Genomic DNA, 13910 nt, shown 5'->3' with positions numbered 1-13910 from the left:
GGTATGAGCCCACCACAGTCCGCCCGCGAGGCGAGCTTCTCCGAGCTGTACGAACGCGAGTACGTCAGCGTCGTCAGATTCCTGAGGCGTCGCACTGACCCCGACCGTGCCGCCGACCTCGCGCACGAGGCGTTCCTGATCGCCTGGCGCCGACACGACACCGCGCCATCGGAGGACGAGCCCGCGCGCGCGTGGCTGTTCACCATCGCCCGGAACTGTCTTCTCAACGACCTCCGCGGTCAGCAGCGCACCGCCGCGCTCGCGATCCGGGTCGCTGCTCATACCGACGCGGCCGCGCGGTCACCGGAGGACGCGATCGCGACCCGGCTCGACCTCTACCAGGCGTGGCAGCAGTTCAAACCGCAGCACCAGGAAGCGATCGCGCTGACAGCCTGGGAAGGACTCGACTCCCCCTCCGCGGCCGGAGTGCTCGGCATCACCGCGGTCGCCTTCCGACTCCGACTTCACCGAGCACGCACCGCGCTGCGGGCACTGCTCGATCCCCCTTCGCACCAGCACCACGCGCCCGCCTTGGAGGCATCATGACCACGCCCGAACTCCTCGCCACGAAAGACCTCGACCCGGCCGCGCACTACGAGCTCGACGGGACGGCCCGCGAGGCCGCCGCAGCAAGGCTCCAGATGATCCTCCACACCGTCCCGGTGGCCGCTCGGGAGCCCGCCGCTCGGCGCCCTCGGGGATGGCAGTTCATCCTTCCCGCAGGACTCGCGGCCGCAGCACTGGGGGTCGCTCTCGCCGTCCTGCCGTCCGATGTCGACTCCCGCGCGTACGCCTCGTGGACCTCTACGGCAGCCGTCGCCACCGCCTCCGATCTGGCCACCGCCAGCGAAGCGTGCGCGTCAGGTGACGCGGAGCAGCTCGCGCAGCCGGCGATCGGGGAACGGCGCGGCGACTGGGTGATGCTCTCCTACACGACGCCCCGTCAGCGGGCGTGCCTCATCGAGATCCCCGCTGGGACGAGCACTGCTGGGAGGGCGCTCATCAGTTCCACTGGAAGCGAGAGCGGCTTCACTCCGCTCGCCGGCGAGTACACGCAGGGCGGCATCAGCCAGTTCACCGGCGAGAACCTCCCGCCCGCCGTCTTCACCAGCGGCGACGTCGGCTCGGACGTGACCAGGCTCACCATCCGCACCGGTGACGGCACGAGCGTCCTCGCCACGATCACAGACGGCCACTGGGCCGCGTGGTGGCCCGGAACCGGCCTCACCGAGGGAGGCGAGACAGGCCGCGGCGGACCGGAGCCGACCTTCACCGTCACGCTCACCTTCCGCGACGGAAACACCATCACCGACGCCAGGGAATCCTTCAACGAAACCACCCGGTAGACGATCCCCATACGGACGCCTCGATCGGCGGGCGGACCTCTCGCGGTTACCTAGCAAGCAGACCGTCCTCACTGGCTAGTCTTCGCTCGTGACCTCTCCGGCCTTCGCAATAGACCTCGACCGCGCTCGCTTCCGAATCGGTGTCTTCGCGGTCGTTCACTTCGCACTCGCCGTCGCACTTGTCCCGTTCACGCTGCTGCACTACGGCAACCTGATGCACCCGGCCTTCGATGAAGCACAGGACCTGCGCGATTTCGGACCAGCCGTGCAGTGGGCAACGCTTGGCGCATGGGTGCCGGTCCTCGTGACACCCGTCGTCGCCTTCATCACCGTCCGCCGACTCGCTCACCCTCGCCAGCGCTACTGGATCGTGCCGATCATCGGCATCGCCGCCTCAGTGACACTCCACTTCCTGCCGTACCTCTTCTTCGAGACGCCGCAGCTACCCACCGGCGGCTGAGGGGGCGTTAGCTGCGCCGACTAGTGACCGTGCAGGGATCCCCATACGGGACGACCGCCTTGGCCGCCCGCGGCGGACGCTGCGGACGACTCGACGCGTCCCGCACTTCTTTCTCGTGGAGGGTCTGAGCAGTGGTCTTTCAAGCAGGACCGGCGGACGTAGCCTTCTCAGCATGACGACGCCGGCTGAGTCCGTGCCCCTGACCAGCCGACGCCCGCCGCAGCGGCGGCGGCACGGGGCGCTGCTGTTCCTCCGAGACGTGGTGGTCATCGTCCTGGTAGCGGTTCTGGTTTCCAGCCTGGTCAAGACGTTCCTCGTGCGGTCGTTCTACATTCCGTCGTCTTCGATGAACAACACGCTGGTGCAGGACGACCGCATCATCGTCAACGAGCTCGTCCCCGATGTCGTGCCTCTCTCCCGCGGAGACGTCATCGTGTTCAAGGACCCGGGCGGATGGCTTCAGCCCGTCCCGCAGGCCGAGGACACGTCCATTGCCGGGCTGTTCGAGAACACGCTGCAGGCGGTGGGACTGGCGCCCGAGGAGACCAACGATCACCTCATCAAGCGGCTGATCGGGCTTCCTGGCGATCACGTCGTCTGCTGCACGCCGTTGGGGCAGATGACGGTGAACGGGCAGCCCCTCGATGAGGCCTCGTACATCAAGGACGGCGAGAACGCCCCGGCCGCGTCGAGTATCCCGTTCGATGTCACCGTGCCTGCCGATGGGCTCTGGGTGATGGGCGACAACCGGGAGAACTCCGCCGACTCCCGCCTCCAACAGGGCACGCCCTCCAAGGGCTTCGTGCCGATCAATAATGTGACCGGCCGAGCCGTCGCGATCACGTGGCCGATCGACCGATGGCGCTGGCTCGACAACTTCCCCAACACGTTCCAGGGCCTCGATCCACGCTAGAAGCGACCTCCTACAGAATCAGCCTGGGCGAGCCGACCGATCCCCTAGCCCCACCGGGCAAAGGACGCCATGCTCGCGTCGCTTGTGCAGACGACCTCGAGCATTCGAATGTTCACGGTCGTCTGCACGAGTGCCGCAACGGCACGAAGAGTCGTGCAGGCGACCGCGAGGAACGACACTGATTGTCAGTGTTCGCACTCCTCTGCACGCGGGCGCTGCGCCGCGCGATTGCGCGGATGTCGGCCGCCGCTCAGCCGTCGACGTCGCGCTTTACACCTGGTCGACGTCGAGACGTTGGCCGGCGCTGCGCGGGTGTCCGGATAGCGACCCCTATACGGGACAGAGCGGCGGGCAGGCGTCGGTCGTCCTCGTCCTGCTGCAGCCCGATAGTGGAGTCGCGTCGACTTCGACGCGACCAACAGGTCCTCGTGGGAGAGCCGAAGCATGCACCCCAACGATCTCGGGTCGGGCGTAGTCGTGTTCGACGACCTCGATGTTCGATTCGAGGAGGTCCGGGCATCGTCTTGTCGCGAGAAGTTCTCTTGGCGGTGGACAGCGCATGGGATGCGGCGGTGCTGGCGAACCCGGTCCTCTTCGACGGGCCAGTGGTCCTAGCAAGTGATTAGTGGTAAGACGTCCACACGCCGTGAGATGGGGCCGACACGTTCTCGGCGCCGTCCCGAACCACACCTTCGGTCACCATCGATGGAACCAAGGAACCTTCGTGGGCGATCAAGTAGTGCTCGCTTCCCCGAGCGACACTGATTGCACAACTTACTGCGGAGACGATCTGGTCCTCGGTGCCGAGCTGCTCTAGATGCTCTCGCGTTGCTTCATTCATTACCAGAACACCCGCTCTCCCGCCCGTACGCGGTCGGAGAAGTAGCGCTCCGTCGTTCGTTTCGTTGACAAAGAACGCTGATCTCAAAACCTCTTGAACCAACATTCTTCCGACGCTACTACTTCAGTTAGCATCCCGCCACGTTCCTGGCAGAATCCTGGGAGAGTGAGATGATATCGAAGAGCCTGTGCTCAGCATGTTCGGGAAGCTAATTAATTTGGGGTAGGAAATGAGAAGCAAAATAAAGCTTTTAGCAGCGCCCTTTTTCGTCGCGGCTCTTGTGGGAGTGATAGGAGCACCAGCGGCAGTGGCCACCAACGAGCAGCCGCGCGTTTCTGTCGCGACGCTTGAGCAGCCATCTGAGGGTAGGTGGGTGGTTGACAATCCCGCCGCAGGAAATAGTCAGCCGCAGGCTCGTGCGGATGTCGGATGCGCTGCAGGGACCACGAGCTACCCTCAGGCTCCCGCATACGAGTGCCTGTCGGTGTTCCAGGACGAGAGCGGAGAGAAGGTTGTCTTTAGACAAGGCCAGTCAGGAGACGGGGCTTTCGGGTATCTTCACGGGTTGCTTGATCACGACGTGGAGGAACAAACCGTGGACGCCGTCGTTTCTGCGAGCGCGGGCGGCCTGCTTCAGGCGAACGGTCGGTACCTGTACGGTGCGGTCTTCATTAAGGATGGTGAGCCTGAAATCCGATTCGAGACTTACCAGGACCGCGCCGGCTCGACCGCCAGTCCGGACAGTTTTGAGACGGGGATTATCACGTCGTTCTGCAAGGGCCCGGGACTCCAGGACCCGGCGGAAAGGTGCCCGGCTTGGGTTAATGCAACTCTTCCTGCAGGAGTTGGCTAGTCGAACTAATGCAGTAGCGTCGTCCGCATCAGAGCGGACGCCGCCAACGAGGGAGCCCGCGGCATCACCCAGTGCTCGGTCAGCGGTTCGGCGCGGAACGGCTGCAAGATCGACACCTGGGCGGGCGTCGCATTTTAGCTAGGCCTTCGGGCACGGTGTGAAGGACAGTTACCGCAACGGCGTCATCATCGCGAGGTTCCCAGTCGGGTACCGTGCCACGGACAACTCCGCTCGGTACAGCTCGCCGGAGTGAACCACTCCTGCCCTCAGTTCACGACTGCTGAAGGATCCCCAGACGGGGCGTCGCTGGTGCTGTTAGGCAGATCGAACCGACTGAAGAGCGTTAGCGTGAATCTCGTCGCGAGGAGGTCGGATGCGAGATGACTCGAGAGAGCTGAGTCGGCCCTCCACGGCGGACCTGCGCGAACAGACCGCAGCGCTCCTTCTAGGCATCTCCACCACCAGAGACGTCATCGCGCTAGCAGCAGATCTCCTCGTGGACGGACACGACAGTCCTTCGCTGACCGCTCTCGCCTCCCTCTACGCAAGTGCAACGTCCCCTGAGGTCTTCGACCTCAGTTCGACCGCCCTCGTCGAAGCTGGTGACCCGCCGCTCGACAGGGACAGCGAGGAGATCCCGCTCCTCGCCCTTCGAGTCGCATGCCGACGCTTTCTTGCCGGCGACCTGGACGTCCGAGCGTTCTCCTCGTGGGCTCACGACCTGATCGGCCACAACGGGCCGGAAGCAGCGCAGCCCTTTGTCGAAGTGGACGACGTGCTCGACCTGCACACGGTGTCCCCTCGCTCCAGGAGAGTCGCTCGCCGCTACAGCGAAGAAGTCGCCCAACTCGCCGCCACCTACCTCGCATCGACAGCAGCGCGCCCGAAGGACCACCGCTAGCTGCACCGTCCGGTCAACGATCCCCGAACGGGACAGCACCAATCGCTGGTGCAGAGCCGAGATGCCAGGCGCTCCGTCTAGGCCAGGGCGTTCGGTTTTCCATGCTGGTTCAAGTGAAAATCGGAACGGCTCAGGTGGCGGCCTGATTCATCAGCTGCGCGGCCATCCCAGTCAGGATGATCAGACCGATTCCGGTCCAGGGGATCCATGCGTCGAGCCCGCGCTGTCCGACTTTGAAGAGGAGTGCCACGATCACAGCCACCGCGTTGGCGAGGGCGCCGAAGAAGCCGACCGCCATCCCCGCATTAGCCAGCCCACTGTCGCAGGGCGTGCCGCTTGCGCACGAGTCCGTTGCGAAGCCCATCATGACGCTGCTCAGCATCGTCCACAGGGTGGCCGGCAGGAGCACGGCGACACCGAGACCGATCGCCCAACGGTTAGCTCGGTCGCTGGAGTCGTCCACGCTCGTCACCGTACGCCCTTCCGACAGCCGACAGCCTCTGCTCGCACCGCCTGTCTATGGGGCGTAGCTGCCCTCAGTAGCCCTTGCTTGCGTAGCGTTGCTCGCTGTCGATAGGACCGATGTGCAGGACGCTCCCTCTGCCCGCGCAGAGCGGCATCGCGCCCGTCTCGATGGGTTTCGCGGCGGAGGCCCCGGGGATGATCACCTCAAGCTGTTCGGCGTCCACGCGCTGCTCGCAGGAGGCGATCGTGTCGGGCGAGTCGTCCCAGAAAACCCACGAGTACGCAGACGCGCCGGGCGCGAGCTCGACGGGAACGTCTTCGACGCCGTTGAGGTCGGAGTGATCGACGGTCGTGACCACCGCGCCCGCGGAGTCGATCGCGGCCGGCTCGAGGTAGCCGACGAGCGCGCACGGCTGCTGTCCCGCGTTCGTCAGGACGAAGTACCCGCTTCGCCCGGATCCGATCTCGGCCTCCAGGCTCACCGTGACGGCGTCCTGGCAAGCCGTCGCTACCGCCGCGGGCGTCTGCGAAGGACTCGGAGACGGGTCAGCCACCGTCGCGGTCGGCGTCGACGTTGCGGCGGATGCCGCCGGCGATGAGTCGGCGACTCCGCTGGCTTCTGCTGTTCCTCCCGCGCCGGCGGAACCAGTGAGGACGAGGACGAGCGCGGCCCCAGCGACGAGGGCCGGACGTGCGCGGTGAGTCACCGCATTACCGAACACTAAGGGACTGGAATCGCCGACCAAGCGCAACCAGGTCGAGACGCCCGGAAGGCGATCCCGATACGGGACGGTGCTGGCCGCGCCTGCCGGTTGCAAGTAGACGAAGGCGCGGTCACGAGTACGGTGGCGCCGTGAAACGAACAGGCGAGGGAATGGCGGGACGGCATTGCGCCTCTACGGCGCTTATCGCCGCTGGCGCACTGATGCTCGCCGCGTGCTCAGGTTCACCAGCTCCGGAGGGTGATCCGATCCGGGCAGCTCGCGCGTTGCGCGACGCACCATCGGTCGTGCAGGAAGGCAACGCTGCCGACACCTGCGGAGAGTTCGTGCTTGATCAAACCGAGCTCGTGCCAAGCAACGCCGTTGCATGCCTGGACACGGCAGCAGCAGCGGGCAAGGAGGCGGAGCTCGCCTGGAGTTCTCTCACGGATGAAGGTGATCCCGTGGTCTCTTTCGCCTACACGGCACCCTGGAACGCAGGGATCGTCTTCTCTCTGACCAACGAATATGACTCCTACGCAGGTGATCCCGGTTGGACCACCGGCCTCTGCCCGGACGCAACCACCGCAACCTCCAACTTCAGCCCCGACACGTGCCCCGGCCCTGTGGAGGGATGAGTCCGCACGCACGAAAGAAGTGGCCGCTCACGGATCCCCATACGGAACGACGGCAAGCGGCGGTCATCTTGACCACTATGGCTAGGGCGCGTCCGACCGGACCTTCACAGTGTCGCCGTCGATCGAGAAGTGAAGTCCACTGCCCTCCGGGTACTCGGCAACGAGCTCGGGCGGCATCTCTGGAGTAACCGTCGCTTGTACCGAGGCGGGGAAGGACCCTGCGCTGCATCCGTTGATGTACAGCGCCCCATCAGTCAAGACCGTAGAGAGCACGACTAGGCACGAACCGGGGCCACCCTCCGAGCCGCCGGTTCGCAGGATGGTCAGGCCATGGAAATCGTCAGTAGCGAAAGCATCGGCGAAGCCGTTCTCCGCCCACTTCTCCGACTCGCTCAGTTGCAACGCAGCAACCTCGCGGCCTGGAGCGCCAGTGGCCCAGATCGTGCCCGCGAGCACGATGAGCGCGGTCGCGACGACGGACGCCGCCCACAGGCCGATCCACCGCTTGCCCAACCTGGTAGGGCCCGCAAGACGTATCGAGGACGAAGCATCACCCGGTGTCACGACCTCCTCCGGGGAGGTCGTTCGTAAGTCACGGAAGGAGGGATCAGACGATCCCGCGCCCTCCCCTAACGGCACATCTCCGCGGAGGAGACGCAGGCGCTCTTGCGCGCCTCGATCCAGCCCCAAGTCACCGTCTCGCCCGTAGGTCCGCCTCTGCAGCTCCTCAAGCTCGGCCCGCTCCGATTCACTCATCTGTAGGAGTCTCGCAGCGCCACCCATCGCGCAAGCATCTGATGCCAGTTCGCTGATGGAGCATCCGATCAACAACTCGCCCTGCGCGCCGCCCGCAACCGATTCGCAGCGGACCGCAGGCGGGACTGGGATGCTCCTCTGCGCCTACCCGACTCAGCCGCGGGGTCGAAGACGTCCGGTCAACGATCCCCTAACGGAACGGCCAACAGCCTCGGGTGAGCCTCTAGGGACGGGCAGCTAGGCGCTCCCGAATTCCGGGGGCTTTTGAGTCGAGATCAGACGGTGCCTGGAGGTGCCGTGCCCTCGGGGTTGGGGATGACATCGCCCGTTCGGCGGTCAACCAGTGGGATGCCTACCGGCCAGGGCGCGCCCGTGATGCGGTAGCCGGCGGACGTCTCCTCTTCGAGGCGGACACTCCCGTATCGAGTGAAGACGAGGGCGACGACGATGCTGACAAAGAAGGCGGCCATCAAGCCATAGAGCGGGACGGCGACAAGAGGCTGCTGCCGGACGCCGAGCGGCAGCAGCCACAACAGCAAGAGGAACAGGACGATGCACGCCGTACCGGCGAGAGCCACCCAGCCGGCTCGGGCCGCGTATCCGGTCGAGTCGACCCCGGGGAGCAGCCGAACGGTGGTGGGCCTGACTTCTGCCACGTCCTCAGCCATTCCGGCCGCCGATGCGAGGAGGCGGAGTCGGTTCGCCAGCACCGAGACAGTGACGGCGGGAAGGTGCTGCACACCGGCGCCGCCGGGGCGCAGCGGGATCTCCGCGGTGAGTGCGCGTTCTCCGTGTCGCACCCGGATGCGTAGTCCGCCGAGCCGCGACATGGGGCTTGGGCCGTTCATCGCAACGACGCGGCTCCACAGCAGCACCGCGCCCGGCTCCGCCTGGTTGCGGTCGTCCCAGAACTCTAGGCCCTCCGCGGTACCGAGGATCAGCGGGTGCTGGCTACGGCTGAGGCGGGGGTAGTCGGGCGCGAGCGCTCGAATGGCGACCTCAGCGCGGTAGTCGACGGCTGGGTACAGCACGATCGACTCGGCGCTGCGCTTCGCGAACTCGGCCGATGCCACGAACAGATCCTACGAGCGGATCCGTGCTCTTCTCGATCAGCACTCACCGCCAGCGCCGGTGAACCGCTGACCGATCCCCATACGGGACGCTACGAAGTGCCCGCCGCTCCAACAGCGCACAGGATTAGCCAGCCGCCTTCGAGAGTCGAAACATCTCAGACAGGGGCCACCCCAGCGAGCGGCCGATCACTACTTCGATGCATCACCGCCCAATGTGTCGCCCTAGTAGTACGAAGTGTATTACTGTGCAGATACACCTAGGGGGTAACCACATGTTTCTGATTCAGCTCCTCCAGTTCGGTCCGGCAACTGCTGGGCTTCTTCTTGCGGCTGGAGCCCACTGGCTGACTCGCCACGACGGCGTGGCGCTTCCCGCGCGCGTCAGGGCATCAACCGCTGTTGGCATGATCCTCACAGTGATCGCAGCTGTCCTTTTCTCGGCGTGGTGGGTGTACCCCTGGTGGGTTCCGGCGACGGTCGACTGGTTGGTCTACGTCCAGCTGTCACGCTTCCTGATCCCACTCGTGCTGACCGTCGTCCCTCTCGCCTTCCTCGCAGTTCCCGCACGGTCAGAGAAGAGAGTCGGCACTGCCGAGCTCGCCCCGCGAACGGTGATGACCTTCACCTCGCGGCGGCGGCTGATCGGCACCGCGATCGTGACGCTGCTCGCAGTCGTCGTGGCGATCGTCGCGGGGGCCGCATCAACGACCGATGAAGCCGGCCGACACGTGATGTTCGAACTGCCGATCTCGGAGAACACCACCGCCAGCACCACGATCTACGGCTGGTGGTACTCCCTGCCGTGTCTTGCGGTTCTCCTGCTCCTCCTACTGCTGACAGCGCTCGTCCTGCGAGGAATCTCGCTCCCGCCACTCTCAGCAGATCGCGCCGCCGACAGCGCTCAACGCGCCACACGAACACGCAATGTTCTCGCGGCGCTGAGTGGTGGACTTCTCCTGCATCTGGGCGTCGTCCTCGTGTCGCTTTACGGGACATCGACCATGAGGACGGAACTCAGCGCAGGTGCTTCCGGGCAAGTGCAGTTCGGAACCTCATTTGCTGCGCTGGGCTCGTTTTTTCAGGTCAGCGGCTATGCCTGCTTCGTACTCGCATTCGCCTTCTGGGGTAGTGTCCTCCTCTCCACTCTCTCTGCGAGCAGCCGTCGCCTCGCTACGTCCTCGGCACGATGATCATCACGCTCACCGAGACCGGCGCTCCCTTCACCGATCAGATCCAGGACCAGATCCGAGGGTTGATCGCGACCGGCGTTCTCGCTGCCGATCAACGGCTCCCCTCGGTACGACAACTCGCGACCGACCTCGGGGTTGCTCCTGGCACAGTCGCCAAGGCCTACAAAGCGCTCGAGAGCGAGAAGATACTCGTCACGCGGACCGGAAGCGGAACACGGGTCAGTGACTCCGTCTCCGCAACACCACGAGCCGTGCTCACCGCAGCTCACCGACTCGTGGCCGAAAGCAAGCACGAAGGTCTCAGTCGCTCCGAATTGATGCGCGTACTGGGCGCCATCTGGCCTGACTGACCGCGCAGGAAACCCCGGCATGCGCTCGCTGATCCACGAGTGGAAGCGAGACCATGCGACCGAACGGCATGAGCTCGTGGCGACGCTTCGAGCCGACGTCGATCAGGTGCGCTGCAAGGCCGAGAAGATCACCTGACTCGCCAGAGCAGCTGTCGGCGCTGCACAGGTTCCCAGTGGCCCCTGTAACGCCCGAAAGACGATCCCTCTGCGGAACAGTTCGGCGGCGCTCGCGTCGGTTGTGCAGGGGACCTTGAGCATCTGACTGTTCACGGTCGTCTGCACGAGCGCCGGGGTGGCGCGATGCGTTGTGCAGGCGTCTGCGAGAAGCGACAGCGCTCGGTGTCGCGTCTGCGTGCACCGGTGATCGATCCCCTACCGGACGCATGGTTGACGGTCCCATGGAGGGCGGCCGCCTCCACTAGACCTCTTTATCCGACTGGGGTAGCTACCCTCGAGCCCATGACCGACCAGCAGAACGATGCACGGTTGCGCGCGAGGCGGATCGCCGGTGCGACGGCGATTGTTCTCACCGTTGTCGCCGCGCTTCTCGTTCAGGCCGGCGCGAGCTTGCTGACCCTCGCCTCACCAGCCATGACGGACTGCCGGCCGCGCGAGATCCCGCTGAGCGCAGCAGCCTGGTACCTCGGCGCCCTGCTCGTTATCGGAGGATCCGTCTATGCGGCGGCGAAGACCGCGCGTGCGCTCACGTCGACCGCGCTCCCCTACGCCCTCCTCCTCACAGCGATCCTCGGAATCGTGACGTTCTCGGGACTAGCGATCCTCATCGCCGGGCTGATGGGCTTCGCGGAGATGGATGACCCTGGACCGCCTCCGACAGGCGGACCCGTCCTGCTCCTCATCGCCGCACTCAGCACACCTGCCTGGGCGCTCGGCGCATCCAGCATCCTCATGCTGTCCAAGAGACGCAGAGTGCCGTCTCGTCCGGCGGCGTCGCTCATCGCGTTCGCTGCCATCACTGCGACGAGCGTTGGTCTCCAGCTCGTCAGGTTCACCCTGACCTGCTGACGGTGATCACAGAGGTCCTCTACGAAAGGGGCAACGACGGTACCGCCACACGGCACCGATCATCGGCACCGCGGGACTCGAGAAGTTCCTGCTCAGCGACCCCCTTACGGGACGCCAGAAGCGATGGAAGCACGGCGGAGCGCGCGACGGCGTGGCGATGCGCTCGCTACGCTCACGGGATGTTCGGCCTCTCGCGTTGGCGCCCGCGAGCTGACGCGCGCCGTTCGCGCCGCGCTCGGTTCCGCTCCCTGCTCGCTGAGGCCTGTTGCGCGTGCTCTCACCCGTGGGTGGAGCACGTCGCGGATGCCGGACCGGCCGGCGGTCACGTCTGCTCGGAATGCGTCTACGAGCTCGAGCACGGGTTCAGCCACGGGCCGACCTGTCACCGACCGGTTCCGATCGACGTGTCGAGTCGCGCTGACGCCGCCGCCGCGACAGCAGCGCGGGGCGGCAGCGAGCGACTGGTCGGAGGAGGTCGGATGCGAGACGATGCAGAAGACCGTGATGACCCTTCGATCCCGACCCTGCGCGAAACGACAGCCGCTCTCTTCTTCGGGCTGGTCCAGCCCCGAGACGCGATCGCTCTGGCAGCGAATCTCGTCGCAGCAGGGAGTGACAGCGAGTCCCTTGTCGCTCTCGCGTCCCTCTACTCCAGCGCCACTCCCGCCGACGTCTTCGACCTCAGCTCGGCGGCACTCATCGAAGCGGGCGCGCGGCCATTGGATCGGGACGGTGAGGAAATCCCGCTTCTCGCGCTGCGCGTCGCATGCCGTCGTTTCCTCACCGGCGACTGGGATCTCCGCTCCTTCTCATCCTGGGTGCACGACCGGATCGGTCACGACGGACCGGCAGCTGCGCAGCCGCTTGTCGAGGTCGATGACGAGCTCGACGCGCGAGGCATCGGAGCCGGCGAGCGATACCGCCAGAAGGTCGCTCGACTCGCCGCCGCCTTCCTCGCTGACACAGAAGGGCCGGCGAGCGAGAACCCCTAACGAATCCGTCCGGTGCACGATCCCCATACGGGACGTTCTCGGACGGCTCCGCGACGCGGTGGTCGTCGCTGCTAGCGTCCTCACACGACCGAGAGCAGTGCTGCGGTTGATCAACCGGCGGGAGCTCGAATGCAGTTCAGCGTGATCCTCTTGTTCGTCATCGCCTGCGTCCCACTGGTGCTCGCGCCGGGGCCATCCGTCGCGTTCATCCTCACGACGACCCTCAGCAGCGGACGTCGCGTAGCCATGAGCGCGGTCGGCGGCGTCGAACTCGGGTACGTCGCTCACGTCGTGGCCGCCGCTGCCGGGATCTCCGCGATTCTCGCCGCGAGCGCTGCGGCGTTCACCGCGGTGAAGATCGCGGGCGCCTGTTACCTCGTCTGGCTCGGCATCCACGCCTGGCGATCACGAGACCTGCGTCTGCTCGGAGAGCTCGGCGGGGCTGGCGGAGCGGCCCCCGCCTCCTCGGCGTTCCGGCGCGGACTCGTCATCGGCGTCCTCAACCCCAAGACCGCCGTCTTCTTCCTCTCCTTCCTCCCCCAGTTCGTCCGACCGGAGGCCGGCCCGACGTGGATGCAGATGACCGTCCTCGGCCTGCTGTTCGTCATCCTCGCCGCCGTGCCCGACACGCTCTGGGCCCTCGGCGGAGGAGCGATCGCCCGACTGCTCCCCCGCACCCGTGTCCGCACCACCGAGCGCATCTCCGGGACCGTGTTCTTCGGTCTCGCCGGCTACTCCCTCACCGCCCGCCACTCCTGACGCCCGACCCCGTACCGCCAACCCATGGGCTAGCGGGAGCCCGCCTTGACGATCGTCAGAGGACCTTCGTCGGCAGTTGGCGGCTCGAAGTGATCGAAAAATGCAGCCGCCACCTCGTCCGGCAGGGCGTAGTCGTCGGCGTGTTCGAGACGGCGAGTCCGCATCCTCTCCAGTGCGACCGACCGTGGCGTAGCGAGGTAGATCGTCTCGGGCACCACCCCGAGCTTCCCTAGTAGCTCCCGGTACTCCATCCGGGAACGGCGGGACCAGAACGAGAAGTCCAGCACGACGTCGACACCGTGCTCCACCAAGTCCAAGAGCTGACCGCGCAGCTCGCCCTCTATCTCTGCATGTACGTTCGCCGGTAACGGCATCGTTCGAATCCCTCGACGCCACGCTTCCTGGTCGAAGGAAAGACGTCTCATCCCGGCTGCTGCGAGCTCGCGCGCGACCGTCGACTTGCCCGCGCCGGCGGGACCGCACATCAAAACAACCCTGGTCATGGGGCGACCATAGCGTCGAGCGTCGGCAGCGTGTCCGATAGGCAATCCCCTACCGGACACCACATCCTCTCAGGCCGCTGTTCTGGGAGAGTGGACTGAATCGTGAGGGGCACCAATGATTGATGCGCGGCGGACCGTAGAGA

17 protein-coding genes are annotated in these 13910 nt (G+C 65.8%); 12 read left to right on the top strand and 5 right to left on the bottom strand.

Annotated elements, in window-relative coordinates; all coding sequences use genetic code 11:
* The first annotated feature begins 3 nt into the window (after positions 1–3).
* From C5D08_RS15955 to C5D08_RS15930, 6 genes are all read left to right on the top strand, one after another.
* Positions 4–546, top strand: coding sequence for an RNA polymerase sigma factor (locus C5D08_RS15955; protein ID WP_104277854.1), 543 nt, complete (start codon positions 4–6; stop codon positions 544–546).
* Positions 543–1346 (top strand): hypothetical protein, encoded by an 804-nt coding sequence (locus tag C5D08_RS15950; RefSeq protein WP_104277853.1) that lies wholly within the window; start codon positions 543–545, stop codon positions 1344–1346. The genes C5D08_RS15955 and C5D08_RS15950 overlap by 4 nt, the downstream gene beginning before the upstream one ends.
* Before the next feature lie 88 nt (positions 1347–1434).
* Positions 1435–1806, top strand: coding sequence for a hypothetical protein (locus C5D08_RS15945; protein WP_104277852.1), 372 nt, complete (start codon positions 1435–1437; stop codon positions 1804–1806).
* A 172-nt stretch (positions 1807–1978) separates the two neighbouring features.
* A complete protein-coding gene (gene lepB / locus C5D08_RS15940; RefSeq protein WP_104277851.1) occupies positions 1979–2719 on the top strand; it encodes a signal peptidase I in 741 nt (246 codons plus the stop codon).
* 1325 nt (positions 2720–4044) lie between these two features.
* A complete protein-coding gene (locus C5D08_RS15935) occupies positions 4045–4413 on the top strand; it encodes a hypothetical protein (RefSeq protein ID WP_104277850.1) in 369 nt (122 codons plus the stop codon).
* A 373-nt stretch (positions 4414–4786) separates the two neighbouring features.
* Positions 4787–5314, top strand: a complete 528-nt coding sequence (locus C5D08_RS15930; protein WP_104277849.1) for a hypothetical protein — start codon at positions 4787–4789, stop codon at positions 5312–5314.
* A gap of 130 nt (positions 5315–5444) precedes the next feature.
* On the opposite strand, the gene C5D08_RS15925 is transcribed toward C5D08_RS15930, so the two are convergent.
* Together C5D08_RS15925 and C5D08_RS17140 are read right to left on the bottom strand one after the other, a co-directional pair.
* Complete coding sequence (locus C5D08_RS15925) at positions 5445–5777, bottom strand: hypothetical protein (protein ID WP_146086155.1); 333 nt, start codon at positions 5775–5777, stop codon at positions 5445–5447.
* Between the two features lie 73 nt (positions 5778–5850).
* Positions 5851–6261, bottom strand: a complete 411-nt coding sequence (locus C5D08_RS17140; protein ID WP_181110302.1) for a DUF4232 domain-containing protein — start codon at positions 6259–6261, stop codon at positions 5851–5853.
* Between the two features lie 371 nt (positions 6262–6632).
* Between C5D08_RS17140 and C5D08_RS16805 the strand changes: the two genes are divergently transcribed.
* Positions 6633–7118, top strand: a complete 486-nt coding sequence (locus C5D08_RS16805) for a hypothetical protein (RefSeq protein WP_146086156.1) — start codon at positions 6633–6635, stop codon at positions 7116–7118.
* A gap of 81 nt (positions 7119–7199) precedes the next feature.
* Here the strand turns inward: C5D08_RS16805 and C5D08_RS16800 are convergent, their stop codons facing one another.
* Positions 7200–7631: a hypothetical protein gene (locus tag C5D08_RS16800; RefSeq protein ID WP_146086157.1), complete on the bottom strand. Its 432-nt coding sequence runs from the start codon at positions 7629–7631 to the stop codon at positions 7200–7202.
* A gap of 518 nt (positions 7632–8149) precedes the next feature.
* Complete coding sequence (locus tag C5D08_RS15910) at positions 8150–8947, bottom strand: hypothetical protein (protein WP_104277845.1); 798 nt, start codon at positions 8945–8947, stop codon at positions 8150–8152.
* A gap of 272 nt (positions 8948–9219) precedes the next feature.
* On the opposite strand from C5D08_RS15910, the gene C5D08_RS15905 reads away from it, so the two are divergent.
* From C5D08_RS15905 to C5D08_RS15885, 5 genes are all read left to right on the top strand, one after another.
* Positions 9220–10137 carry a hypothetical protein gene (locus C5D08_RS15905; protein ID WP_146086158.1) on the top strand — a complete coding sequence of 306 codons (918 nt, stop codon included), beginning with the start codon at positions 9220–9222 and terminating at the stop codon, positions 10135–10137.
* Positions 10134–10487, top strand: a complete 354-nt coding sequence (locus C5D08_RS15900) for a GntR family transcriptional regulator (protein ID WP_181110304.1) — start codon at positions 10134–10136, stop codon at positions 10485–10487. The genes C5D08_RS15905 and C5D08_RS15900 overlap by 4 nt, the downstream gene beginning before the upstream one ends.
* A gap of 459 nt (positions 10488–10946) precedes the next feature.
* Positions 10947–11513 carry a hypothetical protein gene (locus C5D08_RS15895; protein ID WP_104223345.1) on the top strand — a complete coding sequence of 189 codons (567 nt, stop codon included), beginning with the start codon at positions 10947–10949 and terminating at the stop codon, positions 11511–11513.
* A gap of 479 nt (positions 11514–11992) precedes the next feature.
* Positions 11993–12505, top strand: a complete 513-nt coding sequence (locus C5D08_RS15890; RefSeq protein WP_104277843.1) for a hypothetical protein — start codon at positions 11993–11995, stop codon at positions 12503–12505.
* A 129-nt stretch (positions 12506–12634) separates the two neighbouring features.
* Positions 12635–13264, top strand: a complete 630-nt coding sequence (locus tag C5D08_RS15885; protein ID WP_104277842.1) for a LysE family translocator — start codon at positions 12635–12637, stop codon at positions 13262–13264.
* A gap of 29 nt (positions 13265–13293) precedes the next feature.
* Here the strand turns inward: C5D08_RS15885 and C5D08_RS15880 are convergent, their stop codons facing one another.
* Positions 13294–13767 (bottom strand): ATP-binding protein, encoded by a 474-nt coding sequence (locus C5D08_RS15880; protein ID WP_219813054.1) that lies wholly within the window; start codon positions 13765–13767, stop codon positions 13294–13296.
* Positions 13768–13910 lie beyond the last annotated feature (143 nt).

This window comes from Rathayibacter sp. AY1B6 (assembly GCF_002932755.1).
GTDB lineage: Bacteria > Actinomycetota > Actinomycetes > Actinomycetales > Microbacteriaceae > Rathayibacter.
The sequence above is the reverse complement of the archived record's forward strand: the minus strand, read 5'-3'. Positions and strand labels throughout refer to the sequence as shown.

Coding starts and splice junctions, on each gene's coding strand:
- C5D08_RS15880 (WP_219813054.1), bottom strand. CDS start 13,767: ATGACCAGGGTTGTTTTGATGTGCGGTCCCGCCGGCGCGGGCAAGTCG.
- C5D08_RS15905 (WP_146086158.1), top strand. CDS start 9,220: ATGTTTCTGATTCAGCTCCTCCAGTTCGGTCCGGCAACTGCTGGGCTT.
- C5D08_RS15885 (WP_104277842.1), top strand. CDS start 12,635: ATGCAGTTCAGCGTGATCCTCTTGTTCGTCATCGCCTGCGTCCCACTG.
- lepB (WP_104277851.1), top strand. CDS start 1,979: ATGACGACGCCGGCTGAGTCCGTGCCCCTGACCAGCCGACGCCCGCCG.
- C5D08_RS15955 (WP_104277854.1), top strand. CDS start 4: ATGAGCCCACCACAGTCCGCCCGCGAGGCGAGCTTCTCCGAGCTGTAC.
- C5D08_RS15950 (WP_104277853.1), top strand. CDS start 543: ATGACCACGCCCGAACTCCTCGCCACGAAAGACCTCGACCCGGCCGCG.
- C5D08_RS15895 (WP_104223345.1), top strand. CDS start 10,947: ATGACCGACCAGCAGAACGATGCACGGTTGCGCGCGAGGCGGATCGCC.
- C5D08_RS15930 (WP_104277849.1), top strand. CDS start 4,787: ATGCGAGATGACTCGAGAGAGCTGAGTCGGCCCTCCACGGCGGACCTG.
- C5D08_RS15890 (WP_104277843.1), top strand. CDS start 11,993: ATGCGAGACGATGCAGAAGACCGTGATGACCCTTCGATCCCGACCCTG.
- C5D08_RS15900 (WP_181110304.1), top strand. CDS start 10,134: ATGATCATCACGCTCACCGAGACCGGCGCTCCCTTCACCGATCAGATC.